We start from the raw sequence: 24,521 nt of genomic DNA on the forward strand, positions 1-24,521 counted from the left end.
TACTTTATGCGGCCTCCGGCCGACGTGGAAGTCATCAACGATATCAACGGCGAACTGGTCCGTCTCTACCGGGTCATGCAAAATCATTTGGAAGAGTTCGTCCGTCATTTCAAGTACGCGTTGGCGAGTAGGGAAGTGTTCACGTGGCATCAGGCGACACCGCCCGACACGCTCACGGACATTCAGCGCGCAGTGCGGTTCTTTTATTTGCAGCAGCACGCCTTTGGCGGAAAGGTGGACGGGCAAAGCTGGGGCACCGCAACTACCACGCCTCCAGTCAACCTCTTGCGCATCGAAGAAAGAAAACCTTTCTGCCGCCCACTTGAGGCTTTCTGGCGCCTTCATCGAGAACATGGATTGGTGCAAGCTCATGGAGCGATATGACCGGCCGCACACGCTTTTCTATCTTGATCCGCCGTATTGGCAGACAGCCGGGTACGGGGTCGAGTTCGGAATCCAAGAGTACGAGAAGATGGCCAGCATGATGGCTAAGCTGCAAGGGAAAGCAATTCTCAGCGTAACTGTTCAGCCTCTATGACAGCTAGCGAAAAAGTCAAAATTTTTGCTGGGAAATTGAGAAAATGGGGGCATTTCTGCACATTTTTTAAGCAAAAATTGCTGGTTTTTGGTAGCCCTTCATAGAGGCTGAATAGTTACTTCTCAGCCTTAACGATCATCCCGACATCCGGCGTGTTTTTGCCGCGTTCGACATGGACACGGTGCCAATTTCGTACACGGTGGGCGGGGGCGGCAAGGCCGTGGATCGAAACGAGGTCGTTATTTACAGTTGGGACCGCAAACTCGATCCGGTAGGACTTTTCTGACCCGTAAGCTGTGAGGCTGGCGATGACGACGAAGGCGAATAGCCTGGTCGGGTCCGGCGCTAATACCGTCCGGCCTCCGCCGCCCCGCTAGGTCTGCGGATACCTAACGTCAACACTGGATGCGAGCGAGTCGTTGTTCCGTGACTCGGAATACCCACGCTCGCCCGGAAAGCCAGGGATGAGGGTGGTGATATTTGAAGCTTGGATATGCCGCGCTCCGGTGTATTCCCGACTCAACTATATGATGCCCCAGCGGATAGCTTTGACCACTGCGTCCACTTTATTCTCAGCACAAAGTTTTGATCGGACGGCCTCCATGTGCTTGTCGACCGTGGCTTTTGTTACACGAAGTCTATCTGCGATTTGCTGAGAGGTTAGACCGGTGCTCACCCATTGCAGTATCTCAGACTCGCGCCTGGTAAGCGCGGTAGGTGTTTCTATAATCTTGTCAGAATTTATGTGCGTGATCATTCCAGCATGGGCAATTGGAGCCAGCCATGCAAGTTGCGGTAGTTTTAGCGCCAATTCGGATTGTGAAAATTCCGTGCGGTCACGACTAAAGGAAAGCATTGAGCAGTTCCCATGACGATCCCATTGGCTTTGTGCGAATCCAACGCGCAGCCCATAAGAATCGGCATCCTCCCAAAACTCGGGTGCCAGTGCCTTTGTCTGAGACCAAAGAAATGGCCCCATAGAAGTCAAGCCGTGCTTGATAGTCGGGTCGCACGCGAGGTAGTTGTTTTCGGCGTAGCGCGCCATCCATTCTGGGGCGTAACTATCGAACGTAGCGATCCCATCCAACGCCACGGGAGGCTTCAATCCCCATGAGACGTTCTGCATGCCGAGGCGAAGCGCCTCTTCCTTCAAGACGTTGAATGCAGCCTCACTGCTGGAAGATGTAGAGATTTCATACATCACATCGTCACGTATTTGCATAATTTTTCTAACGTGTGTTCATTAACAACAACGTAAATGATGGTAGCCAGACTTCGCATTAATGCGAATTCTTAGGCAATTAAAAAAAAGGTTCAATGATGCTTCCTACATAAATGGAGGCGCTATGAATACCTTGTACGCTAGAGCATCACAACTAAGTCTAGTTGACCTAAATCAAATTTTCTCTTATAGATACGCAGTTTTTGTTGAACGATTGAAATGGACTCTGCCCGACGCCGGCGCCGGGCTTGAGGTTGACCAATTCGATAGCGACCGGACCTACCATGTATGTCTACGCGATGCTGGCACCACGGTTGGCTATGCGCGCCTGCTTCCTACCACGGAGCCATATTTGCTCAGCGAGGTGTTTCCTCAGCTTATGGATGGGGCCGTAATTCCTCGCTCACCTGCTGTATGGGAACTCTCCCGTTTGTGCTCTGTTGATCTTCGCAGTCCAGGCGAACATCGGCGCCAAGCCGATTTTTGGGCGGGCCGGGCAGTCTTGCGTGCTGCTGTGCAATGCGCACTCGAACACGATGTGAAGCGCTTCATCGCGGTCTCTGCGGTCGCTATGGAGCGAATCTTGTTCCGGCTCGGGGTAAACGCGTCCCGTGCTAGTCCCACGATGCAGTTGCATGGGCACTCCGTTTGTGCATTCTGGATTGAGCTTGACGATATAACAAAGAATGCTTTGGGGATTACTTTCCCCGGAGCAGTGGCGGCTTGATTTGCTGCATCATCTGATACTGATCAGTAGTCTACGTATTTGTGCGAGTGGCCTCTTTTTTCTGTATTAAGATATTTATAACACATCGCAAAGAAAAGAGGCCACCCCTACACAACTTGCCATTCATAACTACCTTGAAAACTACGGGATATATTTACCGGTGGATTTTTCGGGCAAACATTTAGGTGATCGATCTGTCCGAACTCATCAGAGAGGGGACTTCGTGACTACGGAACGTGAATGTGATCAACTGCTCGTGGATCGGGCTAAGACTGGTTGTCGGAAAAGTTTCGACATGCTTGTAGTTAAATATCAGCGTCGGCTGATGCGATTAATATCGCAACTCGTTTATGACAGAATCCAAGCTGAGGACTTGGTGCAGGAGTCATTCATAAAGGCTTACCGAGGTTTAGCAGATTTCAGGGGCGAGTGCGCCTTCTACACGTGGCTTTACACAATCGGGGTCAACACTGCGAAACAATATCTTATTACACAGGCCAAGCGGAATCGAACCTTCATTCAAACCCATGTAGAGCAGGGTCCAACGTTCGCCGATGCGGAGAATATAGCTGATATGCATACGCCAGAGTCGGCGCTTGAAAACAAGCAACTTGCTTTGGCAATCTATTCGGCTTTGAACTCGCTGACACTGGACGAGCGGACCTCGATCGTTCTTCGGGAACTTGAAGGTCTCAGTTACGAGGAAATCTCAAAAATCATGCAGTGCCCCGTCGGGACCGTACGAAGCCGGATTTTTCGAGCGAGGCAGGAAATTGTTAAACAGATAACCCCCTTGCTTGACTCATCTAGACCTAGCCGCTTTTAGCCGGGAGGTGCGGTGTTCCGAGGCGTTTCCAAATGCCGAAAAAAAGCCGGGTTTCCCCGGCTCTACTTTCGCAGCGCACGAATGCTCAGCCCAATATTTTGCCAGCGCAAAAATCTGCCCACGTCTGCATAAGCATGGTGCGTTTGACGAGCAAGTCCCCGCGCCGGTAAGCGGCTTCTACTTTGTCGGGGAGACTGTGGGCAAGCGCATGCTCGCATACCTCGCGGGGGAATGAGTTCGCCACAGACTCGGCACACCAATCGCGGAAGGTGGATCGAAAGCCGTGCACAGTCATATCGGGCCGGCTCATGCGCCGCAGCACAGCCGTCAAGCTCATATCCGACAGCGCTGTACCTTGCCTTCGCCCAGGAAACACAAGATCATCCACATGCGGCATGCGCTTGAGAATGTTGTGGCTTATGTGGCTGAAACTTTATATGGTGTGACTACGACGAATGTAGATGTGCCGACTCGCTACCTTCGTGTATCTCGGTTCGCCGCTGTTTTTCGTCCGCATGCTGTACAGGCGGCAGGGCAGGAAGGGACGCGTGTCTGATTGCATCCCTCGATATAAAGATAATCCATCCAAATGCAATCAATGCTACGCCGAGCATGGCGAGCTCGGGTATCCACTGATGCCATTCGTTTAATTCGTTCATGCTGCGGATGCGGTGAAAGTCGAAATAATGCTGGCTTATGAAGGCAAGCAGGTTGAACGTGGCATGCGCTATCATGCAGGTTTGCAGCGAACGTGTGGTGGCGTAAAGGTAAGACAGTACAAGGGAGAATAAGAACGTCCCGACGTAAATAGTCTTCGAGAAATGTATTGCCGTGAAGATAACCGAAGTTAAGACAGCGCTCAGGAAAAAAGACTTGTGTTCGTTGATGGAGCGAAATATCAGTCCACGAAAAAAAACTTCTTCAAATACGGCGGGAAAAACGACGCTGAAAGTAATGAACGTCAAGACATGGAGCGAAAAGAAGGGGTGGGAAATGTATGCTTCAGCATGATACTTGCCTAAGCCATACGCTGCTTCGACGTCGTAGTACGCCGCGATTTTCGTGAAAATGGCGCTTTCACCGTAGGTAAGCATTAGCAGTAAAATTCCGACAGTCACAGACAGCGCGATCTGGCGTTTCGTTATTGTGCCGCCCACAATCAAAGAAAATCTTTTGCGGCTGATTTGAAACTGATGAGCGCTCGCTGCGGCCATTGCCACGAACATGATTGATGCGCACAGATGGTCTGTATAATACGCGGCGTTTGGCCAATATGTTGTTACGGAAATAAATAATACGGCTCGCAAGACCATGCCGAAAACTAATATGAGCAATAAAATTTTCAGCGTCATTTGGTATGCCTGCTTATGATATGGTGTATTTGACTGATTCGCAGTTCAGGAATACTGAATGTGAAAATATCGCGTCAGCGGTATGCGACGCGATATTTTCAGAAATTCAGACGTTGAATGCTGGGCTCAATGAAACAGGTCGTATAGAGCGGTACCTATTGACGAGCCCAGCTCGCCTAGTCAGTTAGAAATATCGTTAGTGCGGTGGCCCCAATCCGACTGCGCGTTCTGGACGAGGTCAAACCTGCGGCGTTCGCAGCCGCCCGACACCATCGCGATTTCTTCAAGATTTAAGTCCTGCATGGGTACTTCTCCTTGTGGCAGCCGCTATTGGCTGGGGCAACTCTATAATGGGAAAATATTTTTGCGCTGAGTTTCCTCAAGTATTGTTTTAGAAGTACTGCGAATACACATCGGTTCATGTCGTTAAACGTGCGCTTTTCAGGGATCAAGCGCGTCGAGTAGATTTATGGCGTCGAACGCGCGCCTACGATCCGGACTCTGCGATGAGTGAGCCCATTTTGGACCTTGGAACATGATAAGCTCGCGCCTATGTGGAACTATCCTAACTTCCTGGCGCACCGCGGCGGCGGCAAGCTTGCGCCCGAAAACACCATCGCCGGCCTGCGCTGCGGCCTCGCGCACGGCTTTCACGCGGTCGAATTCGATGTCATGCTGGCGCGTGACGGCGTGCCGGTCGTCATGCACGACCCGTATCTCGGGCGCACCATCGCCGGTTCGGGCAATGTGTACGACTACGACGCCGCCGAACTGGTCACCATGGACGCCGGCAACTGGTTCAGCGCGCAGTACAAGGGCGAAACGGTGCCCCTGTTCACCCAGTTCGTCCAGTTCTGCAAGGACCACGGCATCTGGATGAATATCGAGATCAAGCCCGCCCCCGGATTCGAGGAGGAAACGGGCAAGGCGGTCGCCAGCCTCACGCGCGCCCTGTTCGGGCTGGCAATCGCGCAGGACGACCCGCGCCAGATACCGCTGCTGTCGTCCTTCAGCCCCGTCGCACTGGCCGCTGCCCTGAAGGCGGCGCCCGACCTGCCGCGCGCCTTGCTGCTCGACCGCATGGACGAGGGTTGGCAAACCCAGGCCCGCGAACTTGAGGCGGTGGCGATCCACACCAACCACAAACACCTGAACGAAGCGCTGGCGCACCAGATCAAGCAGGCCGGTTATGGCCTGTTTTGCTACACCGTCAACGATCCGCTGCGCGCGCGCGAAATCCTGGCCTGGGGCGTGGATGCCTTCTGCACCGACCGCATCGACCTGATCGGGCCGGATTTCGCTTAGGACGCGGCTGACGCTGCCTGGCCCCGCTGTTTACTCCAGTCGCATACGCTATAATCGTTTTTTTATAGCATGCTGCCCTCTCACGCCCATACGACATGAAATCATCCGAAATCCGCGACAAATTCCTGAAATTCTTTGAATCCAAAGGCCATACGATTGTCCGCTCCAGTCCGCTGGTTCCGGGTAACGATCCGACCATGTTGTTGACCAACAGCGGCATGGTGCAGTTCAAGGACGTGTTTATCGGCACCGACACGCGTCCGTACTCGCGCGCCACCTCCGTGCAGCGCTGCGTGCGCGCCGGCGGCAAGCACAACGACCTGGAAAATGTCGGCTACACCGCGCGTCACCACACCTTCTTCGAAATGCTGGGTAACTTCAGCTTCGGCGACTACTTCAAGCGCGACGCCATCAACTACGCCTGGGAGCTGCTGACCAAGATCTACGCGCTGCCGGCCGACAAACTGACCGTCACCGTCTACCACGAAGACGACGAAGCCTACGACATCTGGGCCAACGAGATCGGCGTGCCGAAAGAGCGCATCATCCGCATCGGCGACAACAAGGGCGCGCGCTACGCGTCGGATAACTTCTGGCAGATGGCCGACACCGGCCCGTGCGGCCCGTGCACCGAGATATTCTACGACCACGGCGCCGACATTCCGGGCGGCCCGCCAGGCTCGCCCGACGAAGACGGCGACCGCTTCATCGAAATCTGGAACCTGGTGTTCATGCAGTTCAACCGCGACGAAGCGGGCGTCATGCACAAGCTGCCCAAGCCGTGCGTCGACACCGGCATGGGCATGGAGCGCCTCGCCGCCGTGCTGCAGCACGTGCACTCGAACTACGAGATCGACCTGTTCCAGGCACTGATCAAGGCCGCCGCGCGCGAAACCGGCGCCACCGACCTCGAAAGCAAATCGCTGCGCGTGATCGCGGACCACATCCGCGCCGCCTCGTTCCTGATCGTCGACGGCATCATCCCCGGCCCTGAAGGCCACGGCTACGTCCTGCGCCGCATCATCCGCCGCGCGCTGCGCCACGGCCACAAGCTGGGCCAGACCAAGCCATTCTTCTTCAAGCTGGTGGACGACCTGAACGCCGAAATGGGTACCGCCTATCCGGAACTGGCCGACGCCAAGGACCGCGTCGCCGCGATGATCAAGGCCGAGGAAGAGCGTTTCGGCGAGACGCTGGAAAACGGCATGAAGATCCTCGAAGCGCGCCTGGCCAAGGACAGCAAGAACCTGGACGGCGCCACCGCCTTCACGCTGTACGACACCTACGGCTTCCCGCTCGACCTGACGGCCGATATCTGCCGCGAGCGCAACATCTCGCTCGACGAGGCAGGCTTTCACGCCGCCATGGCGGAAGCCAAGGCCCTGGCGCGCAAGAACGGCAAGTTCAAAATGGCTGCCGGGGTTGAATACACGGGCGAGAAGAACAAGTTCGTCGGCTACGATAGCCTGACCCACGGCAGCAAGATCGTCGCGCTGTATGCGGACGGGGTCTCGGTGCAGGAACTGAAAAACGGCCAGACCGGCGTCGTGGTGCTCGACACCACCCCGTTCTACGCCGAATCCGGCGGCCAGGTTGGCGACCAGGGTGTCATCAAATCGGCTGGCGCGCAGTTCAAGGTCGAAGATACCCTCAAGGTCCAGGCGGACGTGTTCGGCCATCACGGCGATGTGGTGTCCGGTTCCCTGAAGGTGGGCGACACGGTCGACGCGCTGGTCGATGAAACCACGCGCGCGCGCACCATCCGCAATCACTCCGCAACGCACCTGATGCACAAGGCGCTGCGCGAAGTGCTGGGCGGCCATGTGGCGCAAAAAGGTTCGGTGGTCGATCCGGACCGCACCCGTTTCGACTTCTCGCACAACGCACCGCTGACGGCCGACCAGATCGCCCAGGTCGAAGTGATCGTCAACCGCGAAATCCTGGAAAATCACGCCACCGCCGCACATAACATGACGTTCGATGACGCCGTCAAGCATGGCGCCATGGCGCTGTTCGGCGAGAAGTACGGCGACGAAGTGCGCGTGCTCGATATCGGTTCGTCCAAAGAGCTGTGCGGTGGCGTCCACGTGGGCCGCACCGGCGACATTGGCCTGTTCAAGATCATCGGCGAAGGCGGCGTCGCAGCGGGTGTCCGCCGCGTCGAAGCCGTCACCGGCGAAGGCGCGCTGGCGCTGGTGCAGTCGCTCAACCGCCGCGTGCAGGAAGCTGCCGGCGCGCTGAAAACCACGCCGGACGAACTGACCAACCGCATCGCGCAGGTGCAGGATCACGTCAAGTCGCTGGAAAAGGAATTGGCCGCACTGAAGTCGAAACTGGCGGCAGGGCAGGGCGATGAACTGGTAACGCAAGCCGTTGACGTGAACGGCATCAAGGTCGTTGCAGCGATCCTGGAAGGCGCCGATTCGGCGCGCCTGGGCGAGACCATGGACAAGCTCAAGGACAAGCTGAAAACGGCCGCCATCGTGCTCGCCAGCGTGGCTGACGGCAAGGTGAGCCTGATCGCCGGCGTCACCGCGGACGCCACGTCCAAGGTCAAGGCGGGCGAGCTGGTCAACTTCGTGGCCCAGCAAGTCGGCGGCAAGGGCGGCGGACGCCCGGACATGGCGCGTGCCGGCGGCACCGATCCGAGCGGCCTGAATGCGGCGCTGGCCGGTGTGGCAGCCTGGGTGGCTGAGCGCGCGTAAGCAAGCCGCACCTTGCGCCAATGCCTTTGGCGCCGTCTCCCCCGCGTTTTAGCGCGCGGGAGACGGCGCCAGGCTAACCATGCGTCACAGTATTGCGTCGACCGACTCGATATCCACTTCAGACATTTCTTACGCGCAGCTTACAACTTCCGTTGCAAGGCCGTTATTGTCGTTGTGACCATGCAACAAGCAATTTATATATTGGTGCGGTGCGTCAAATTTGCGGATTTGGAGTATATTTGTTGGGTGAGTAATCCAATCCACCCTAAGAGCAAGCGATGAGCGATACAACTTTCGACAGCGAGATCATGGAATACCAAAAGGAACTCGATGCACGGGGACTCAACTGCCCACTGCCGATCCTCAAGGCAAAGAAGGCGCTCGCAGAGATGGAAACCGGAGAAGTGCTGCGCATCGTCGCCACCGATACCGGCTCCGTGCGCGACTTCCAGGCTTTTGCCAAGCAGACCGGCAACGCCCTCGTTTCCCACACCCAAAACGGCCGCGAATTCATCTTTTTGATGCGCCGCAAATAAGATTCCGGACGGGGCAGGCACCGGCACGCCCCGCCGATCTGGTCCGACATTTTCCCGACATCATGACAAAGCCCGACGATTAGGGGTTTTCCTCTAGCTAAAAATCGCACGATCGTGCTTTAATTTAGCGTGAAAACGGTTTATCTCTTATAATCTAGGCCACTTTAGTCAAGTCACCTTATTTATTCTTCCAAAGGCACCCCTATGAAAGTCCTGGTTCCCGTCAAACGCGTGGTCGACTACAACGTCAAAGTGCGTGTGAAATCCGACGGCAGCGGCGTCGATATCGCCAATGTCAAAATGTCGATGAATCCTTTCGACGAGATCGCGCTGGAAGAAGCGATGCGTCTGAAGGAAGCCGGCAAGGTCACCGAAGTGGTGGCTGTGTCCTGCGGCGTGACCCAGTGCCAGGAAACCCTGCGCACCGGCATGGCCATTGGCGCCGACCGCGGCATCCTGGTCGAAACGAGCGCCGACCTCGAACCGCTGGCCGTGGCCAAGCTGCTCAAGGCGCTGGCCGACAAGGAGCAGCCGCAGCTGATCATCCTGGGCAAGCAAGCCATCGATGACGACTCGAACCAGACCGGCCAGATGCTCGCCGCCCTGCTGGGCTGGCCGCAAGCCACGTTCGCCTCGAAAGTCGTGCTGGAAGACGGCAAAGTGACCGTCACCCGTGAAGTCGACGGCGGCCTGGAAACCCTGGCGCTCACGCTGCCGGCCATCGTCACGACCGACCTGCGCCTGAACGAGCCGCGCTACGTGACCCTGCCGAACATCATGAAGGCCAAGAAAAAGCCGCTGGACGTGGTCAAGCCGGAAGAACTGGGCGTCGATGTCGCGCCGCGCCTGAAGACCTTGAAGGTCGTCGAGCCAGCCAAGCGTTCGGCCGGCATCAAGGTGCCGGATGCGGCGACCCTGGTCGCCAAGCTGCGCACCGAAGCCAAAGTTATCTGATCGCGGCCTGGCCGTCTCACCTAAAAATACAGGAAAAATCATGGTCGCATTAGTTATTGCTGAACACGACAACGCCTCCCTCAAGGGAAGCACCCACCACACCGTCACCGCTGCGATCGCCTGCGGCGGCGAAGTGCATATCCTCGTTGCTGGCAGCAACTGCGGCGCCGCCGCGGCGCAAGCAGCCGCCATCGCCGGCGTGACCAAGGTCCTCGTGGCCGACGCGCCTCACCACGCCGACGGCCTGGCCGAAAACGTGGCCGAGCAGATCCTGGGCCTGGCTGCGTCGTACTCGCACATCCTCGCTCCCGCAACCGCCTACGGCAAGAACATCCTGCCGCGCGTGGCCGCCAAGCTGGACGTGGCGCAGATCTCCGAGATCACCAAGGTCGATTCGCCGGATACCTTCGAGCGTCCCATCTACGCCGGTAACGCCATCGCCACCGTGCAGTCGTCGGACAAGATCAAGGTCATCACCGTGCGCACCACCGGTTTCGATTCGGCCGCGGCCGAAGGCGGCTCGGCTGCCACCGAAGCCATTGGCGCGGTTGCCGATTCGGGCAAGTCGAGCTTCGTCGGCCGCGAGCTGGCCAAGTCGGATCGTCCTGAACTGACCGCTGCAAAAATCATCGTCTCCGGTGGCCGCGGCATGGGCTCGGGCGACAACTTCAAGATCCTGGAACCGCTGGCCGACAAGCTCAATGCCGCCATGGGTGCCTCGCGCGCCGCGGTCGACGCGGGCTACGTGCCGAACGACTGGCAGGTTGGCCAGACCGGCAAGATCGTCGCACCGTCGCTGTACATCGCGGTCGGCATTTCCGGCGCCATCCAGCATTTGGCCGGCATGAAGGACTCGAAGACCATCGTCGCGATCAACAAGGATCCGGAAGCGCCGATCTTCTCGGTGGCCGACTACGGCATCGTTGGCGACCTGTTCGAGGTGGTGCCTGAGCTGGTCAAGCAACTCGGCTAAGCCGCGTCGGCTACCGCGTCGGTTACCGCGCGAAGTAACACTGCAGTAAACACCTGTAGGGTGGGCACGGGAACCCTGTGCCCACCCTACACGTCCATTGGAAGCGCAATTTTAGGAGATCAAGGTGACTTACAAAGCCCCGCTGAAAGACATGCTGTTCGTGATGAACGAACTGGCCGGACTGTCCACCGTCAACACGCTGCCCGGTTGCGAAGACGCCACCGCCGATACGGTCGAAGCAGTCCTCGAAGAAAACGCGAAATTCTGCGCCAACGTCGTCGCGCCATTGAACCATTCCAGCGACAAGGAGCCGAGCTTCTGGCACGACGGCCAGGTGACTACCTCCAAGGGCTTCAAGGATGCCTTCAAGGGCTTCGCGGAAGCCGGCTGGCAGGGCGTGCAGCACCCGACCGATTTCGGCGGCCAGGGCTTGCCCAAGCTGGTTGCCACGCCGTGCATCGAAATGCTCAACGCGTCGAGCATCTCCTTCGCGTTGGTGGCCTTGCTGTCGGACGGCGCGATCGAAGCGCTGCTGACGGCCGGATCAAGCGAGCAAAAGGCCACCTACCTCGAGCCGCTGGTGTCGGGCAAATGGACCGGCACCATGAACCTGACCGAGCCCCAGGCCGGGTCGGACCTGGCCGCCGTGCGCACGCGCGCCGTGCCGCAGGGCGACGGCACCTACAAGGTATTCGGCACCAAGATCTTCATCACCTACGGTGAGCACGACCTGACCGAGAACATCGTCCACCTGGTGCTGGCGCGCACGCCGGACGCACCCGCGGGCGTGAAGGGCATTTCGCTGTTCATCGTGCCCAAGTTCCTGGTCAACGCCGACGGCTCGCTGGGCGAGCGCAATGATGCGCACTGCGTCTCGATCGAGCACAAGCTGGGCATCAAGGCCAGCCCCACCGCGGTGCTGCAGTTCGGCGACCATGGCGGCGCGATCGGCACGCTGGTCGGCGAAGAGAACCGCGGCCTCGAATACATGTTCATCATGATGAACGCGGCCCGCTTCGGCGTGGGCTTGCAGGGCATCGGCCTGGCCGACCGCGCCTACCAGCAGGCGGTGGCCTTCGCCAAGGACCGCGTGCAGTCGCGCGACCTGGCCGGTTCCGCCGGTCCCGTATCGATCATCCATCACCCCGATGTGCGCCGCATGCTCATGTCGATGCGTTCGCAGGTCGAGGCGGCGCGCGCGCTGGCGTATGTGGGCGCGGGCATCAGCGACGTCGCCCATCACCACGAAGACGCCGCCGTGCGCGCGTCCAACCTGGCGGTGTACGAGTACCTGGTACCGATCATCAAAGGCTGGTCGACCGAGATGTCGCAGGACGTCACGCGCGACGGCGTGCAGGTTCATGGCGGCATGGGCTTTATCGAGGAAACCGGCGCGGCGCAGCACTACCGCGACGCCAAGATCCTGACCATCTACGAAGGCACGACCGCGATCCAGGCGAACGACCTGGTGGGCCGCAAGACGGTACGCGACGGCGGCGCCGTGGCCAAGTCGATCATCGGCCAGGTGCGCGAGACAGAGGCGCTGCTGGCGGCCATGGACGGTGCGGACTTCAAGGCGATCCATCGCGCGCTTGCCGACGGCAGCGTGGCGCTGGAAGCGGTGGTGGAGTATGTGGCCGCGAACATGAAGACCGACATCAAGGGCGTGTTCTCGGGCAGTGTGCTGTACCTGAAACTGGCCGGTATCGTGCTCGGTGGCTGGGTGATGGCACGCGCGGCGCTGGTGGCGCAGGCGAAGATCGATGGCGGTGAAGGCGATGCGGGCTTTTACAAAGCCAAGATCGCCACGGCGCGCTTCTTCGCGGACCATATCCTGACGCAGGCGTCGGGACTGCGCACGGCGATTGTGGAAGGTAGTGCCGGGGTGCTGGCGTTGACGGAAGATCAGTTCTAAGAACGCCACTACCCTCGTCGTTCCCGCCGAGTGCCGCCTTGGCGCGGGAACGACGGTTTTGAGAACAATGACTTCGGTGTCAGTTCTTACGACCTGCGAATCGAATTGCCCGCATTACGCACGCGATCCCCGCGCTGCATGCCCGGCTGATTGTTAAACTTGAACGAGCGGCGCTGGCCGTTGTCGTATTGGACATCCACCGTCCACACGGTATGCGCGTTCGCGCGTTCCTGGATCTTCTTGCCCGCATACGCACCACCGACCGCACCGGCCACCGTGGCCAGCGCGCGGCCCGAACCGCCGCCCACCTGATTGCCCAGCAAGCCGCCGACGGCGCCGCCACCGATCACGCCCAGGGCGTTCGCACTGCCGTTCTGGCGCGCGCTGCGTACCGCCGTCACCTTGCCGCAGTCGCGGCATGCCGCCGCGCGCGGCGCGTTGCGATTGTCATGACGCTCGCCCCCACGCGCCGCCGCCAGGGCGCGGTTATTCTCGGACTTGGCCGCGCGCAGGCATTTCATGCGCTGGCCATCGTTACGCTCGTCGTTGCAGATCTCGCGGTCCTGCGCATACCGCGCATCGGCGGCGCGCAGCTGCGCCGACGAGGCCTGTACCGTGCCCATCGCGCTGCTCAGCGCCAGTACCAGCGCGAGTGTCAAATTGCGTTTCATCATAGTGTTCTCCTGATCGATTAATCGTGCCCGGCAACGGGCCGCATACCGTATTGTAGAGCACTTGCGAGACAGCAATTATTCGCGGCAAGGTGCGCTTCGCCTGCCCTCAACTGTTTATAATCCATGCACGGTCTTTACATCCCACGTTTGCCCTATTCCACAGGATTTATCTTGAACATTCAACAATACGCAGTGCGCCTTCCGGTCGCGCTGGCCATCGCCACCCTGTTTACCGCCTGCGGCGGCGGGGGCGGCGATCCGACCCGGGTGCCGGGCCGGGTCGATACCCCGTCCACGCCCACACCGACGCCCACGCCAAACGATACCAGGCCGGATGGCTGCAAGGCGTACATCGCCGCCGATAAAACCGTCGCTGCCGACAAGGCTGGCGGTGCGAGCGTGCTCTCGTGCGGCGCACCGCTGGCCGATGTCAGCTGGAGCCAGGTCAGCGGCCCCGCGGTCACCCTGCAGGCGGCGCGCACGCCGACCATCACGTTCGAGCCGCGCGAAAAAGGCGTGATCGTCCTGCGCGCCGACGTCACCCTGGCCGACGGCTCGCGCCAGTCCCTGAGCACCGACGTCACCGTGACCGAGGCGCCGGTGGGCAGCTTCCTCACCCTGCGCGCCGACCACTCCGTGCGTCCCGGCACCGAAACCTCGGTACGCGCATGGCCGAACCTGTTCGGCGGCGACAAGGTCGTCGGCATCGTCTGGACCCAGGTCAGCGGCCCGGCCGTGACGATGAATACCGAAGACCCGCAACTGCTGATGTTCAAGGCGCCGGACGTCACCGCCGATGTGGCGCTGCGTTTCCGCGCCACCATGACCTTGAATAGCGGCGTGAAGGACAGCGACGACGTGCTGATCAGCCTCGACCGCCAGGCCGCCCCCGGCCAGGGCGCGCTGTTCGACATCACCGCGCGCGTGCACCCGTACCGCCAGGCCGGCGCCTATGCGGCCGTGCTGGCGCGCTGCGCCTACGATGTGGGGGTGCGCTACTCCGGTTCCTCGAACACGCTGTGCAGCGCCGAGGTGCTGCCGCCGCTGCAGACCGAAGCGGGCATCGGCGCGGTGCCGAGCGTGGCCCAGGTGATGGGCCGGGTACTGGTCTCGCACGACTTCCTGGGCGCCAATTTCGAGCAGTTCCTGCTGACCCAGGACGCCAACAGCGATTTCCGCCGCCTGCTGGCGAGCGTGTCGAGCATCGTCATCGGTTCGCACGTGCGGCCGAGTTTCTACAGTGCCGGCACCGGTGCGATTTATCTCGATGCCAACAACCTGTGGCTGACCGCCGAACAGCGCGACGTCGTCACCGAGGTGCCCGACTACCGCGCCGCGTTCGATGACAACCTGAACTTCATTCCGCTGGGCCGCTCGGTGAAGAACAATGCGTACGCGCGCCGCAGCTATCCATCCACGACGCGCGTGACGCGCACCACCGACGAACTGCTGTTCGACCTGGGCCGCCTGATGTACCACGAGCTGGCGCACGCCAACGACTTCCTGCCGTCGGTCGAGCGGGCCATGAATCCGCAGCGCTCGATCTGGGAAAATATCGTCGACCGCGTCGGCAACCGCACGCTGCCGTCGGATGCGCTGGCCGTGCAGTTCCCGCTGCAGTCGAGCGAAATGCTGGGCATGGGGCAGGTGCTATACCAGGGCAAAACCGCCACTTCCGTGCAGAAGGGTTATACCGCGACCGATATCGGGCGCTTCTTCGGTTCCGACCGCGCATCGGATGACTATGCCTACTCGATTTTCGAGGATGACAGCTCGCGCGAAGACCTGGCGATGCTGTTCGAGGAATTCATGATGAGCTACCGCCACGACGTGCGCTACGACGTGGGCTATATCAACCAGACCACCGGCAGCGACCTGATCGTCGGCTGGGGCCAGCGCGGCCGCATTGCCGAGCCGGCCATCAAGCCGCGCGTCAAGCTGGTGCTGCAGCGCATCGCGCCGTGGATCGACGCCAGCGCGGTGGACCGCCTGCCGGCGCCGCTCATGATGCGGGCCGGCGAGAGCTGGGATGCCAACCTGGTGCTCAACCCGCCGGGCGGCTTTTCCAGGCAGTCCGCATTGCGCAAGGAATCGGCTGACGAGCGTGCCGCGCGCCTGCGTGGCGATATCAGGCAGCGCGAGCGGCACGGCAAGATGACCCCGGATGCGCGTCAGCCGTAGGCGCCGCCGGTGTAAAGCAGGTCGTTGAGGCGGGCGAGGGTGGCAATGGTCATCGTCGCCGCCGTCAGCATTGTGCAAACCAACAACACTGCCAGCACCCAGTTCGACGCCGACTTGCGGCCTGAGCCGGCATTGAAGGCGGCGTCGAATTTTTCGTCGGGGGTCAGGCCGATCATCAGCGCTTCGACGAAGCCGATAATGCCCGACAGCACCAGCGGCAAGACCTTGAAAAACCAGTTGGCCTCGGGCGCCAGGCCATACACCAGCCCGGCAACGGGCAGGCTGGCCAGGTGCAGCAAGCCCAGCTTGTCGAGGCTGCCGCGCAGGTAAAAGCGGTGCGCGCCGACGGCCCCGAGGATCAGGGCGAGGAAGCTGGCGAAGGTCTTGTTTTTGTGCGATGTGGACATGAATATGGGCCTGAAGCGGGCCAGGGAAGCGGGAAAGCAGGCAGTATCGGTCAATTTTGACCGGAAAGCACGGCGTTTCCTGCGACAGACATCGACGATGCAGTTGGCGGTCCGGGCCAAAATCGGCGATAATCTTTGCTTCGCCCCGAAGTGCGCGCCCTGTTGTCATTAACGCTTGCTGCTGCGCGGCATTGCGCGCTATAATTGTCGGCTTTTTCCGCCCAGCACAACTTTTTGGAATTATTATGGTCGTTATTCGTTTAGCTCGTGGAGGCGCCAAGAAGCGCCCGTTCTTCAACATCGTTGCAACGGACTCGCGCAATCGCCGCGACGGCCGCTTCATCGAGCGCATCGGTTTTTACAACCCGATGGCAGCTGGTGGCGAAGTCGGCCTGCGTATCACCGCAGACCGTCTGGCTTACTGGCAAGGCGTTGGCGCACAATTGTCGCCAACCGTTGCACGTCTGGTGAACAGCCAGCCTGCAGCTCCAGCAGCAGCCTAAGCAGGTCCGGGTTTGAGCGGTTCAGCAGCATCCGGGGTGCAAATCCCTGACGATCTGACGCAAGTCGGGTACGTGTCCGGCGCCTTCGGCGTCACCGGTTCGATACGGGTCACCCCGTTTTCCACCGACGCGGATGGGTTGCTGAGCGTGAAAACCTGGTGGCTGGATAAACCCAGCCTGCAATCCGTCTCCGTACGGACTGCGAAAATGCACGGCGGCGACGTCGTGGCCCAGTTGGCAGGTACGCTCGGGCGGGATGCCGCGGAGGCGCTCAAGGGCGCCGCTGTTTCCATCCCGCGCAGCCAATTCCCGCAACTGCCGGCCGATGAATTTTATTGGTCCGATCTGATCGGACTGAATGTAGTGAACCTGCAAGGCGACGCCTTGGGGCTGGTGTCCGACATGATGCACAACGGCGCGCAATCGATTTTGCGCATCACGCCGGTGCCGGATGCCGCGAACGATGACAAGGCGCCCGAGCGCCTGATTCCGTTTGTGGACCAGTTCGTCAAAACAGTTGACCAGACAAGCAAGACCATCACGGTGGACTGGGGTCTGGATTATTAAGGCTCAAGCAAGGCGAGAACGCGATGCAATTTGATGTCGTGACCTTGTTTCCCGAGATGTTTGCCGCACTGACGCAGTCGGGTGTCACCCGCCGCGCCTTCGAGCAGAAACGCTGGGGCTTGTCGACCTGGAATCCACGCGATTTCACCACCGACAACCACCGTACCGTCGACGACCGCCCGTATGGCGGCGGGCCGGGCATGGTGATGCTGGCCAAGCCGCTCGAAGCTGCCATCGGCGCCGCCAGGCAGCGCCAGGTCATGCTCGACTTGCCGATTCCGCGCGTGGTCTTCATGTCGCCGCAGGGCAGGGCGCTGACCCACGAACGGGTGATGGATCTGAAGGATGAAGCGGGCTTGATCGTGCTGTGCGGACGCTACGAAGCGGTCGACCAGCGCTTGCTCGACCGCTGCGTCGACGAGGAAATCAGCCTCGGCGACTTCGTGCTGTCGGGCGGCGAACTGCCGGCGATGGCGCTGATGGATGCGGTGGTACGGCAGTTGCCGGGCGTACTGAACGACGACGCTTCGGCGGTCGAAGACAGTTTCGTCAACGGCTTGCTCGATTCGCCCCATTACACCCGTCCCGATACGTATGAAGGTGTGGTGGTGCCGCCGGTCCTGATGGGCGGCAACCATGCCGAGATTGTCAAGTGGCGGCGCGAGCGCATGCTCGAAGCCACCGCCAGGAAACGGCCCGATCTGCTGGTCAAGGCGCGCAGCGCTGGACTGCTGAGCAAGGCCGATGAAAAGTTTCTTGCAGGTTTGTAAATCTGCTATTGCAGTACCACTGTGCAGGCAATCTCGCCCGTATCAGTAACCCCATCCTCTACTGGGCGAATGCAGCGCCAGCAAGATGGTTATCGGAGTCCTAAAAATGAATTTGATTCAGCAACTTGAGCAAGAAGAAATTGCCCGTCTGGGCAAGACTATTCCTGATTTCGCACCTGGCGATACCGTTATCGTCAACGTCAACGTGGTCGAAGGCACCCGCAAGCGCGCCCAGGCATACGAAGGCGTCGTGATCTCCCGTCGTAACCGTGGCCTGAACTCGAACTTCATCGTTCGCAAGATCTCGTCCGGCGAAGGCGTCGAGCGTACGTTCCAGCTGTATTCCCCGCTGATCGCATCGATCGAAGTCAAGCGTCGTGGTGATGTTCGCCGCGCCAAGCTGTACTACCTGCGTGAGCGTTCGGGTAAATCGGCACGTATCAAAGAAAAACTGCCAAACCGTCGCGCTGCAACTCCAGCCGCTGCCAAGTAATCGGCATCTGCGTTGCAAAAAAGGCATCCTACCGGATGCCTTTTTTCGTTTTGAAGGACAATACCCTTGCCCAAGATTATTTTCGATCCAGAAAAATTGCCTGTCCAAGCCCTCGGTGGCGAAGCGGCGCTCGATGCCGAGCGTCTCACGCCCGACTGGCTGCGCCAGCGTTTTGCCAGTCCCGCCGACTGGCAGCCGGAGCCGCCGGGCGAATCCTGGGCCGAACGCACGGTGATGACGCCGGCCTCGGTGCTGTTGCCGCTGGTGCAGCGCGAGGGTGGCCTGAGCATGCTGCTGACGGTGCGCACCGCGCACCTGTCGGCGCACGCGGGGCAGATCAGTTTTCCGGGCGGGCGCGCCGAAAGCTACGACGCTTCGGCCATCGACACGGCGCTGCGCGAGAGCGAGGAAGAAATCGGCCTGCAGCGCCGCCACGTGGACGTGATCGGCACGCTGCCGGATTACATTACCGGCACCGGCTTTCGGGTCACGCCGGTGGTGGGCCTGATCGCGCCGCCGTTCGAGCTGGTCGCCGACGCCAATGAAGTGGCCGAAATTTTTGAAGTGCCGCTGCAGTTCCTGATGGACGGCATGAACCACCAGCGCCTCTCGCTGGAACTGCCCGAGGGAGCGGGGCAGCGCAGCTTCTACGCCATGCCGTATGATCGCTTCTTTATCTGGGGTGCCACCGCCGGCATGCTGCGCAATCTGTTTCACTTCCTGCGCGCCTGAACAGGGCCGGCCCGGCCGACCGCGTCGCCAATATGTTTGATTGAATCGGTGCTCTGCGCTATCGTAGCGGGCATTGATGAATTGCTCTGCTGCTTCATTTCAAAAAGTACAAAGGACGTTCGATGACATTTCTCTCCATTCTCTGCGCGCTGCTGATCGAACAGCTCAAGCCGCTGCGGGCAGACAATCTGATTTATGCGGAGATCAAGAGTTTTGCGATGCGCATGGAGGGGTGGTTCAACGCGGGCGATGCCAGCAACGGGCGCATGGGCTGGGTGCTGGTCATGCTGCTGCTGGTGGGCCCGACGGCCCTGATTTCCTGGCTGCTGTACCACTACCAGCTGGTGTTCATCGCGTTTGCGTGGAATGTGCTGATTGTCTACCTGACCCTCGGTTTCCGCCATTACAGCCACTATTTCAGTTCGATCCAGGCAGCGCTGAGCGCGGGCGACGAAGCCGGCGCGCGCGCGCTGCTGTCGGAGTGGGCGCGCATCGACACGGTCGGCATGGAAGCGTCGGAAGTGGCCCGCATCGCCGTGGAAAAGTCGCTGGTGACCACGCACCGCAATGTGTTCGGGGTGTTTTTCTGGTTCTTGATCGTGGGGCCGGCCGGCGCGGTGATGTACCGCGTGTCGGAATACCTGGCGCGGGCGTGGAACGAGCCGGATCACATGCGTAACGAAGCTTTCGGCCAGTTCGCCGCGCGCGCGTTTTACTGGATCGACTGGCTGCCGGTGCGGCTGACGGCGGTGGCGTTCGCGGTGGTGGGCAATTTTGAAGATGCCATTTATGCATGGCGCAACTTCGCCCATCGCTGGAACGACGAAGCGCGCGGGATTATTTTGTCGGCCGGCGGCGGTGCGATGGGGGTGCGTTTGGGCACGCCCAACGAGAACGCATCGAAGGTGTTGCCGCCGGACGCGGCCACCGTGGACAGCACCTACAGCGAAGTGGAAGTGATGCCGGGCGAAGAGCCGAACGCCCGGGCGCTGCAAAGCACGGTCGGACTGGTGTGGCGGGCGTTGCTTTTATGGATGCTGCTGCTGTTGCTGTTGTCGGGGGCGGTTGGTTTGGCTAATATTGGGCAGGTGGCGGCGTAAGCGGCTGTTCCGCTCGGCACTATTCTCATCGTTTCTGCCAATGGCAGGAACGACGGGAATTGCGGCCGGAACGATGGTGGTGGCAGACCGCTCCCCTTTAACCACATCGCATCATTCTGCAAGCTCAACTCTTCTATAAGATATAATACTCACGTTCCACGGCAACACCTGATTCACCGGTCCGGCGCTTGCGCCATCGTCTCCACGCATCTTCTTGTTCCTACGACCCGCCCTATGGCCGAGTTATCCGAAAGCAAGAAAAAACTCGCCGACGAGTTTTTCATTCTTGGCATCACCAGCGATGGCAGGCAGTTCCGTCCCAGCGACTGGGCTGAGCGGCTGTGCGGCGTCATGTCCTGCTTCCGCCCCGAAGGCTCGGGCGGGCGCAACGCGCACCTGCAGTTTTCGCCCTACGTGCGCCCGACCATGCTCGACGGCGTCAAGGCCGTGGTGGTCAACAACGACCTTCAACAACTCGAACCGCTGGCCTACCACTTCGTCCTCAATTTCGCCAAGGACAACGACTTGCAGGTCCTCAACGCCTGCTTCCTGCCTTTGCCGGGCGACCCTAAAATTTAAATACGCGTCACCACTGCTTTGAGCAGGATCAAACCGACATCAGAAAGCCCGCGTAAGTTTAAGCCTGTCGCGCGCAACCCTGCGCGCGCGCACATCACAAGCGCTGAGCCGCTCGGGAGGAAACAATGCGCATAGGCGAAATCTGTACTGTCCAAACCATTTACTGCAAGGGCGACGAAACCGTCCAGGCCGCCGCCTTGCTGATGCGTAAGCATCACGTTGGCGACCTGGTCGTCATCGAACAAGCGGAAAACGAACGCGTTCCGGTAGGCATCATCACCGACCGCGATATCGTGGTCTCCGTCATCGCACTCGGGCTCGACCCGGCCAGCCTGCTGGTCGGCGACATCATGAGCGCCGACCTGTTGACCGCGTCGGAAGACGACGACGTCTACGAAACGATCGACCGCATGCGTTTTCGCGGCATCCGGCGTGTGCCCGTGGTCAATAACGCGGGCGGCCTGACCGGCATCGTCAGCGTCGACGACCTGCTCGAATTCCTGGCCGAGGAAATGGGCGAACTTTCACGCATCAGCTCGCACCAGCAATCGCACGAAAAACGCGCGCGCCAGTAGCTTGCCAGCGCGATGGCTGCCCTCTGGTATGATGGCTCGCGCCGGGGTCCGCGTGGGCACGGCAAACCGTGTCCACCCTACCAGAAGACCTCATGAACCAAATTCGCTGGATCTGCGCTGCCGCCTACCTTGTCACGGGCGCCGCGCTCGCCCTGCCGATGCCGAAAGGCGTCGTGCAGGGACCTTCCGTCGAAGGCATCACCGAATACCGCCTGCCGAACGGCCTGAAGGTGCTGCTGTTTCCCGACTCGTCCAAGCCCACCGTCACCGTCAACGTCACCTACCTGGTCGGCTCGCGCCACGAAAACTATGGCGAGACCGGCATGGCCCACCTGCTCGAACACCTGATGTTCAAGGGCGCGCCGAACAACCGCAACATCGCCCAGCAGTTCTCGCAGCGCGGCATGCAGTTCAACGGCACCACGGGGCTCGACCGCACCAACTATTACGAAGTCTTCCAGGCCGGCGACGACAACCTGAAATGGGCGCTGCAGATGGAAGCGGACCGCATGGTCCATTCCTACATCGCCAAGAAGGATCTCGACTCCGAAATGACGGTGGTGCGCAACGAGTACGAAAGCGGCGAGAATTCGCCCGGTGAAGTGCTGATGAAGCGCATGCAGAGCCTCGGCTACGACTGGCACAGCTACGGCCGTTCCACCATCGGCAACCGCAGCGATATCGAAAACGTCAGGATCGAGAACCTGCAAGCGTTCTACCGCACCTGGTACCAGCCCGATAACGCGGTGCTGCTGGTGGCCGGCAAATTCGATCCGGCCCGCACGCTCGGCTGGATCGCGCAAAGTTTCGGCGCCATCCCCAGGCCCAGGCGCGCCTTGCCGCAGTTCTGGACGGTGGAGCCGACCCAGGACGGCGAGCGCAGTTTCACCGTGCGGCGCCAGGGCGACGTGCAGATGATCGCGGTCGGCTACAAGGTGCCGCCCGCGCTGCATGACGACAGCGACACCCTCAGCTTCGCCTCCGAAGTGCTGGGCGCGGCCACCACCGGGCGCCTGCACAAGCTGCTGGTCGAAAGCGGCAAGGCCAGCGACGTCTTCGCCTACGCCGAAACCGGCTATGCGCCCGGCATGCTGTACTTCGGCGCCGTGGTGCGCAAGGGCGACCCGATCGAACCGGTGCGCGAGGCGCTCACGGCCGCCGTCGAGGACTTCGCCAAGACACCGCCGACCGACGCCGAAATCGAGCGCGTGCGCCGCAACTACACCAACAGCATCGAGAAAAGCCTGAACGACCCGCAGCAGGTCGGCGTGGCCTTGTCCGAAGTGATCGCGCTGGGCGACTGGCGCCTGTTTTTTGTCGGGCGCGAACGCATCGCCACCATCACCGCCACCGACGTGGCCGAGGCGGCGGGGCGCTATCTGCGCCGCGACAACCGCGTCACCGGCCACTTCCTGCCGGACGACGCCCCGCGCCGCGCCGAGATCCCGCCCGCGCCAAGCCTGGCCAGCGTCATGAAGGACTTCAAGCCCAAGGCCGCCACCCAGAAGTCGGAAGACTTCGATCCGAGCCAGGCCAACATCATGAAGCGCACCACGCTGGCCACCGCGGGCGGCATCAAGCTTGCGCTGCTGCCCAAGAAGAATCGCGGCGAAGCCGTTTTCGTGGACCTGAACCTGCGTTGGGGCGACCAGAAAAGCCTGTTCGGCAAAGGCATGCTGCCGGCGATGACGGGCGCCATGCTCACGCGCGGCACCACCAAATATACGCGCGAGCAGCTCTCGGACGCCTTCGACAAACTCAAGATCAGCGGTGGCCTGATGGAGTTCGAGACCACCCGTTCCAACCTGGCCGAGGCGCTGCGCCTGGTCGCGCACGTGCTCAAGGAACCAAGCTTTCCCGAAGCCGAATTCGAGCAGCTGCGCCAGCAATTTCTGGTCAGCCTGGAGTCTTCCCGCAGCGAGCCGCAAGCGGTGGCCGCGCGCGTGCTGAGCGAACACTTCGACCATTATCCGAAGGGCGACATCCGCGCCAGCCGCACGCTCGACGAACAGATCGCCGACGTCAAGGCGGTGCGCCTGGAAGATGTGAAGGCTTACTACCGTGACTTCTACGGCGCTTCGCATGGCGAACTGGCCATTGTCGGCGACTTCGACGCCGCGCCCGTGGCCCCGCTCGTCGACGAGTTGTTCGGCAAGTGGCAGAGCCGCGCCAGCTATGCGCCAGTGCTGCGCACGCACGCGGCCATTGCGCCGATGAACAAGACCGTCAACCTGGCCGACAAGGAAAATGGCGTCGTCATGGCGCGCCTGAACCTCGATCTGCAGGTCGACGATCCGGACTATCCGGCGCTGATGCTGGCTAATTACATCTTCGGCGACGGCGGCCTGGAATCGCGCCTGATGAACCGCATCCGCCAGAAGGATGGCTTGTCCTACGGCGGCGGCTCGCAGCTGGGGGCAGGGGACCTTGACCGCGCCGGCAGCCTGACCATGAGCGCCATCGCCGCGCCGCAGAACCTGGCCAGGCTCGATGCCGCCATGCGCGAGGAACTGGTGCGCGCCGTCATCAAGGGCTTTACTCCGGGCGAACTGGCGGCGGCCAAATCGGGCCTGCTGCAGCAGCGCGCGCAAAACCGCGCCGACGACAGCATTCTCGCCGGCGCCTGGACTTCATTGCTGTATCAGGGAAAAACGTTTGAATGGAGCGAGCGCTTCGAGCAAAAACTGGCCGCTGTGTCGTTGGAACAACTAAATGCGGCGTTCCGCAAGGCGATCGATCCGGCCAAGCTCAGTGTCGTCATAGCGGGAGATCAAGAGAAAGCCAAGCTCAAGCGGTAAAAGTAGCAATACTTGCTGGCGGGATAGCAATGTTTACGGTATTCTGTTGCCTCGAGGAAGTATTTGCTTCCTTTGTAGAACACACGGAG

Annotated in this window: 23 protein-coding genes and 2 pseudogenes; 20 read left to right on the forward strand and 5 right to left on the reverse strand. The window is 60.4% G+C overall.

Going from position 1 to position 24,521, the window contains the following annotated elements; all coding sequences use genetic code 11:
* Positions 1-532: pseudogene (locus tag RBA41_RS29915) on the forward strand (DNA adenine methylase); the annotation flags it as partial.
* A gap of 127 nt (positions 533-659) precedes the next feature.
* Positions 660-824 (forward strand): annotated as a pseudogene (locus tag RBA41_RS29920) (DNA adenine methylase); the annotation flags it as partial.
* 237 nt (positions 825-1,061) lie between these two features.
* On the opposite strand, the gene RBA41_RS29925 reads toward RBA41_RS29920, so the two are convergent.
* Positions 1,062-1,760 (reverse strand): helix-turn-helix transcriptional regulator, encoded by a 699-nt coding sequence (locus tag RBA41_RS29925; RefSeq protein ID WP_306628015.1) that lies wholly within the window; start codon positions 1,758-1,760, stop codon positions 1,062-1,064.
* A gap of 124 nt (positions 1,761-1,884) precedes the next feature.
* On the opposite strand from RBA41_RS29925, the gene RBA41_RS33525 reads away from it, so the two are divergent.
* Complete coding sequence (locus RBA41_RS33525; protein ID WP_374709620.1) at positions 1,885-2,487, forward strand: acyl-homoserine-lactone synthase; 603 nt, start codon at positions 1,885-1,887, stop codon at positions 2,485-2,487.
* Between the two features lie 223 nt (positions 2,488-2,710).
* Positions 2,711-3,313: a sigma-70 family RNA polymerase sigma factor gene (locus RBA41_RS29930; protein WP_306628016.1), complete on the forward strand. Its 603-nt coding sequence runs from the start codon at positions 2,711-2,713 to the stop codon at positions 3,311-3,313.
* A 446-nt stretch (positions 3,314-3,759) separates the two neighbouring features.
* Here RBA41_RS29930 and RBA41_RS29940 read toward each other — a convergent pair whose 3' ends face one another.
* Positions 3,760-4,665 (reverse strand): CPBP family intramembrane glutamic endopeptidase, encoded by a 906-nt coding sequence (locus tag RBA41_RS29940; RefSeq protein WP_306628017.1) that lies wholly within the window; start codon positions 4,663-4,665, stop codon positions 3,760-3,762.
* 180 nt (positions 4,666-4,845) lie between these two features.
* Positions 4,846-4,968: a hypothetical protein gene (locus RBA41_RS29945; RefSeq protein WP_306628018.1), complete on the reverse strand. Its 123-nt coding sequence runs from the start codon at positions 4,966-4,968 to the stop codon at positions 4,846-4,848.
* 249 nt (positions 4,969-5,217) lie between these two features.
* On the opposite strand from RBA41_RS29945, the gene ugpQ reads away from it, so the two are divergent.
* From ugpQ to RBA41_RS29975, 6 genes are all read left to right on the forward strand, one after another.
* Positions 5,218-5,970, forward strand: coding sequence for a glycerophosphodiester phosphodiesterase (gene ugpQ / locus RBA41_RS29950; RefSeq protein ID WP_306628019.1), 753 nt, complete (start codon positions 5,218-5,220; stop codon positions 5,968-5,970).
* A gap of 95 nt (positions 5,971-6,065) precedes the next feature.
* Positions 6,066-8,675, forward strand: coding sequence for an alanine--tRNA ligase (gene alaS, locus RBA41_RS29955; protein WP_306628020.1), 2,610 nt, complete (start codon positions 6,066-6,068; stop codon positions 8,673-8,675).
* A 308-nt stretch (positions 8,676-8,983) separates the two neighbouring features.
* Entirely contained in the window at positions 8,984-9,211 is a 228-nt protein-coding gene (locus tag RBA41_RS29960) for a sulfurtransferase TusA family protein (protein WP_054268154.1), read from the forward strand.
* A gap of 204 nt (positions 9,212-9,415) precedes the next feature.
* A complete protein-coding gene (locus tag RBA41_RS29965) occupies positions 9,416-10,165 on the forward strand; it encodes an electron transfer flavoprotein subunit beta/FixA family protein (protein WP_099874742.1) in 750 nt (249 codons plus the stop codon).
* Positions 10,166-10,205: 40 nt separating this feature from the next.
* On the forward strand, positions 10,206-11,138 hold the full coding sequence (locus RBA41_RS29970) for an electron transfer flavoprotein subunit alpha/FixB family protein (RefSeq protein WP_306628021.1): 933 nt from the start codon (positions 10,206-10,208) through the stop codon (positions 11,136-11,138).
* A 124-nt stretch (positions 11,139-11,262) separates the two neighbouring features.
* Entirely contained in the window at positions 11,263-13,053 is a 1,791-nt protein-coding gene (locus RBA41_RS29975; RefSeq protein WP_306628022.1) for an acyl-CoA dehydrogenase, read from the forward strand.
* 86 nt (positions 13,054-13,139) lie between these two features.
* On the opposite strand, the gene RBA41_RS29980 is transcribed toward RBA41_RS29975, so the two are convergent.
* The gene (locus RBA41_RS29980; protein WP_306628023.1) at positions 13,140-13,727 is read right to left on the reverse strand and encodes a glycine zipper 2TM domain-containing protein; all 588 of its coding nucleotides are present in this window, start codon (positions 13,725-13,727) and stop codon (positions 13,140-13,142) included.
* Positions 13,728-13,898: 171 nt separating this feature from the next.
* Here RBA41_RS29980 and RBA41_RS29985 point away from each other — a divergent pair, with 171 nt between their 5' ends.
* Complete coding sequence (locus RBA41_RS29985) at positions 13,899-15,908, forward strand: hypothetical protein (protein WP_306628024.1); 2,010 nt, start codon at positions 13,899-13,901, stop codon at positions 15,906-15,908.
* On the opposite strand, the gene RBA41_RS29990 is transcribed toward RBA41_RS29985, so the two are convergent.
* Positions 15,899-16,315 carry a TM2 domain-containing protein gene (locus RBA41_RS29990; protein WP_306628025.1) on the reverse strand — a complete coding sequence of 139 codons (417 nt, stop codon included), beginning with the start codon at positions 16,313-16,315 and terminating at the stop codon, positions 15,899-15,901. The genes RBA41_RS29985 and RBA41_RS29990 overlap by 10 nt on opposite strands.
* A gap of 245 nt (positions 16,316-16,560) precedes the next feature.
* Between RBA41_RS29990 and rpsP the strand changes: the two genes are divergently transcribed.
* The 9 genes from rpsP (at position 16,561) to RBA41_RS30035 (ending at position 24,432) form a co-directional block, all read left to right on the forward strand.
* The gene (rpsP, locus tag RBA41_RS29995; protein ID WP_099874747.1) at positions 16,561-16,818 is read left to right on the forward strand and encodes a 30S ribosomal protein S16; all 258 of its coding nucleotides are present in this window, start codon (positions 16,561-16,563) and stop codon (positions 16,816-16,818) included.
* 36 nt (positions 16,819-16,854) lie between these two features.
* A complete protein-coding gene (rimM, locus tag RBA41_RS30000; protein WP_306628026.1) occupies positions 16,855-17,385 on the forward strand; it encodes a ribosome maturation factor RimM in 531 nt (176 codons plus the stop codon).
* A 23-nt stretch (positions 17,386-17,408) separates the two neighbouring features.
* Entirely contained in the window at positions 17,409-18,155 is a 747-nt protein-coding gene (gene trmD / locus RBA41_RS30005; RefSeq protein WP_306628027.1) for a tRNA (guanosine(37)-N1)-methyltransferase TrmD, read from the forward strand.
* 106 nt (positions 18,156-18,261) lie between these two features.
* Positions 18,262-18,648 carry a 50S ribosomal protein L19 gene (rplS, locus tag RBA41_RS30010; RefSeq protein WP_054266855.1) on the forward strand — a complete coding sequence of 129 codons (387 nt, stop codon included), beginning with the start codon at positions 18,262-18,264 and terminating at the stop codon, positions 18,646-18,648.
* Positions 18,649-18,714: 66 nt separating this feature from the next.
* Entirely contained in the window at positions 18,715-19,380 is a 666-nt protein-coding gene (locus tag RBA41_RS30015) for a CoA pyrophosphatase (RefSeq protein ID WP_306628028.1), read from the forward strand.
* 122 nt (positions 19,381-19,502) lie between these two features.
* Complete coding sequence (locus RBA41_RS30020; RefSeq protein ID WP_306628029.1) at positions 19,503-20,480, forward strand: CobD/CbiB family protein; 978 nt, start codon at positions 19,503-19,505, stop codon at positions 20,478-20,480.
* 234 nt (positions 20,481-20,714) lie between these two features.
* Positions 20,715-21,059, forward strand: a complete 345-nt coding sequence (locus RBA41_RS30025; RefSeq protein ID WP_306628030.1) for a DUF3579 domain-containing protein — start codon at positions 20,715-20,717, stop codon at positions 21,057-21,059.
* A gap of 125 nt (positions 21,060-21,184) precedes the next feature.
* A complete protein-coding gene (locus RBA41_RS30030; protein WP_306628031.1) occupies positions 21,185-21,634 on the forward strand; it encodes a CBS domain-containing protein in 450 nt (149 codons plus the stop codon).
* A 92-nt stretch (positions 21,635-21,726) separates the two neighbouring features.
* Positions 21,727-24,432: a M16 family metallopeptidase gene (locus RBA41_RS30035; protein WP_306628032.1), complete on the forward strand. Its 2,706-nt coding sequence runs from the start codon at positions 21,727-21,729 to the stop codon at positions 24,430-24,432.
* Positions 24,433-24,521: the final 89 nt, after the last annotated feature.

The organism is Massilia scottii, assembly GCF_030846495.1.
GTDB classification, from domain to species: Bacteria; Pseudomonadota; Gammaproteobacteria; order Burkholderiales; family Burkholderiaceae_D; genus Telluria_A; species Telluria_A violaceinigra.

Bases quoted from the DNA above. Each gene is read 5' to 3' on its own strand.
- RBA41_RS29945 (WP_306628018.1), bottom strand. From the start codon at position 4,968: ATGCAGGACTTAAATCTTGAAGAAATCGCGATGGTGTCGGGCGGCTGC.
- trmD (WP_306628027.1), top strand. From the start codon at position 17,409: ATGCAATTTGATGTCGTGACCTTGTTTCCCGAGATGTTTGCCGCACTG.
- rpsP (WP_099874747.1), top strand. From the start codon at position 16,561: ATGGTCGTTATTCGTTTAGCTCGTGGAGGCGCCAAGAAGCGCCCGTTC.
- RBA41_RS30025 (WP_306628030.1), top strand. From the start codon at position 20,715: ATGGCCGAGTTATCCGAAAGCAAGAAAAAACTCGCCGACGAGTTTTTC.
- RBA41_RS33525 (WP_374709620.1), top strand. From the start codon at position 1,885: ATGAATACCTTGTACGCTAGAGCATCACAACTAAGTCTAGTTGACCTA.
- ugpQ (WP_306628019.1), top strand. From the start codon at position 5,218: ATGTGGAACTATCCTAACTTCCTGGCGCACCGCGGCGGCGGCAAGCTT.
- RBA41_RS29940 (WP_306628017.1), bottom strand. From the start codon at position 4,665: ATGACGCTGAAAATTTTATTGCTCATATTAGTTTTCGGCATGGTCTTG.
- RBA41_RS29965 (WP_099874742.1), top strand. From the start codon at position 9,416: ATGAAAGTCCTGGTTCCCGTCAAACGCGTGGTCGACTACAACGTCAAA.
- RBA41_RS29980 (WP_306628023.1), bottom strand. From the start codon at position 13,727: ATGATGAAACGCAATTTGACACTCGCGCTGGTACTGGCGCTGAGCAGC.
- RBA41_RS29925 (WP_306628015.1), bottom strand. From the start codon at position 1,760: ATGCAAATACGTGACGATGTGATGTATGAAATCTCTACATCTTCCAGC.
- RBA41_RS30035 (WP_306628032.1), top strand. From the start codon at position 21,727: ATGAACCAAATTCGCTGGATCTGCGCTGCCGCCTACCTTGTCACGGGC.
- RBA41_RS29970 (WP_306628021.1), top strand. From the start codon at position 10,206: ATGGTCGCATTAGTTATTGCTGAACACGACAACGCCTCCCTCAAGGGA.
- RBA41_RS29960 (WP_054268154.1), top strand. From the start codon at position 8,984: ATGGAATACCAAAAGGAACTCGATGCACGGGGACTCAACTGCCCACTG.
- RBA41_RS30020 (WP_306628029.1), top strand. From the start codon at position 19,503: ATGACATTTCTCTCCATTCTCTGCGCGCTGCTGATCGAACAGCTCAAG.
- alaS (WP_306628020.1), top strand. From the start codon at position 6,066: ATGAAATCATCCGAAATCCGCGACAAATTCCTGAAATTCTTTGAATCC.
- RBA41_RS30030 (WP_306628031.1), top strand. From the start codon at position 21,185: ATGCGCATAGGCGAAATCTGTACTGTCCAAACCATTTACTGCAAGGGC.
- rplS (WP_054266855.1), top strand. From the start codon at position 18,262: ATGAATTTGATTCAGCAACTTGAGCAAGAAGAAATTGCCCGTCTGGGC.
- RBA41_RS29990 (WP_306628025.1), bottom strand. From the start codon at position 16,315: ATGTCCACATCGCACAAAAACAAGACCTTCGCCAGCTTCCTCGCCCTG.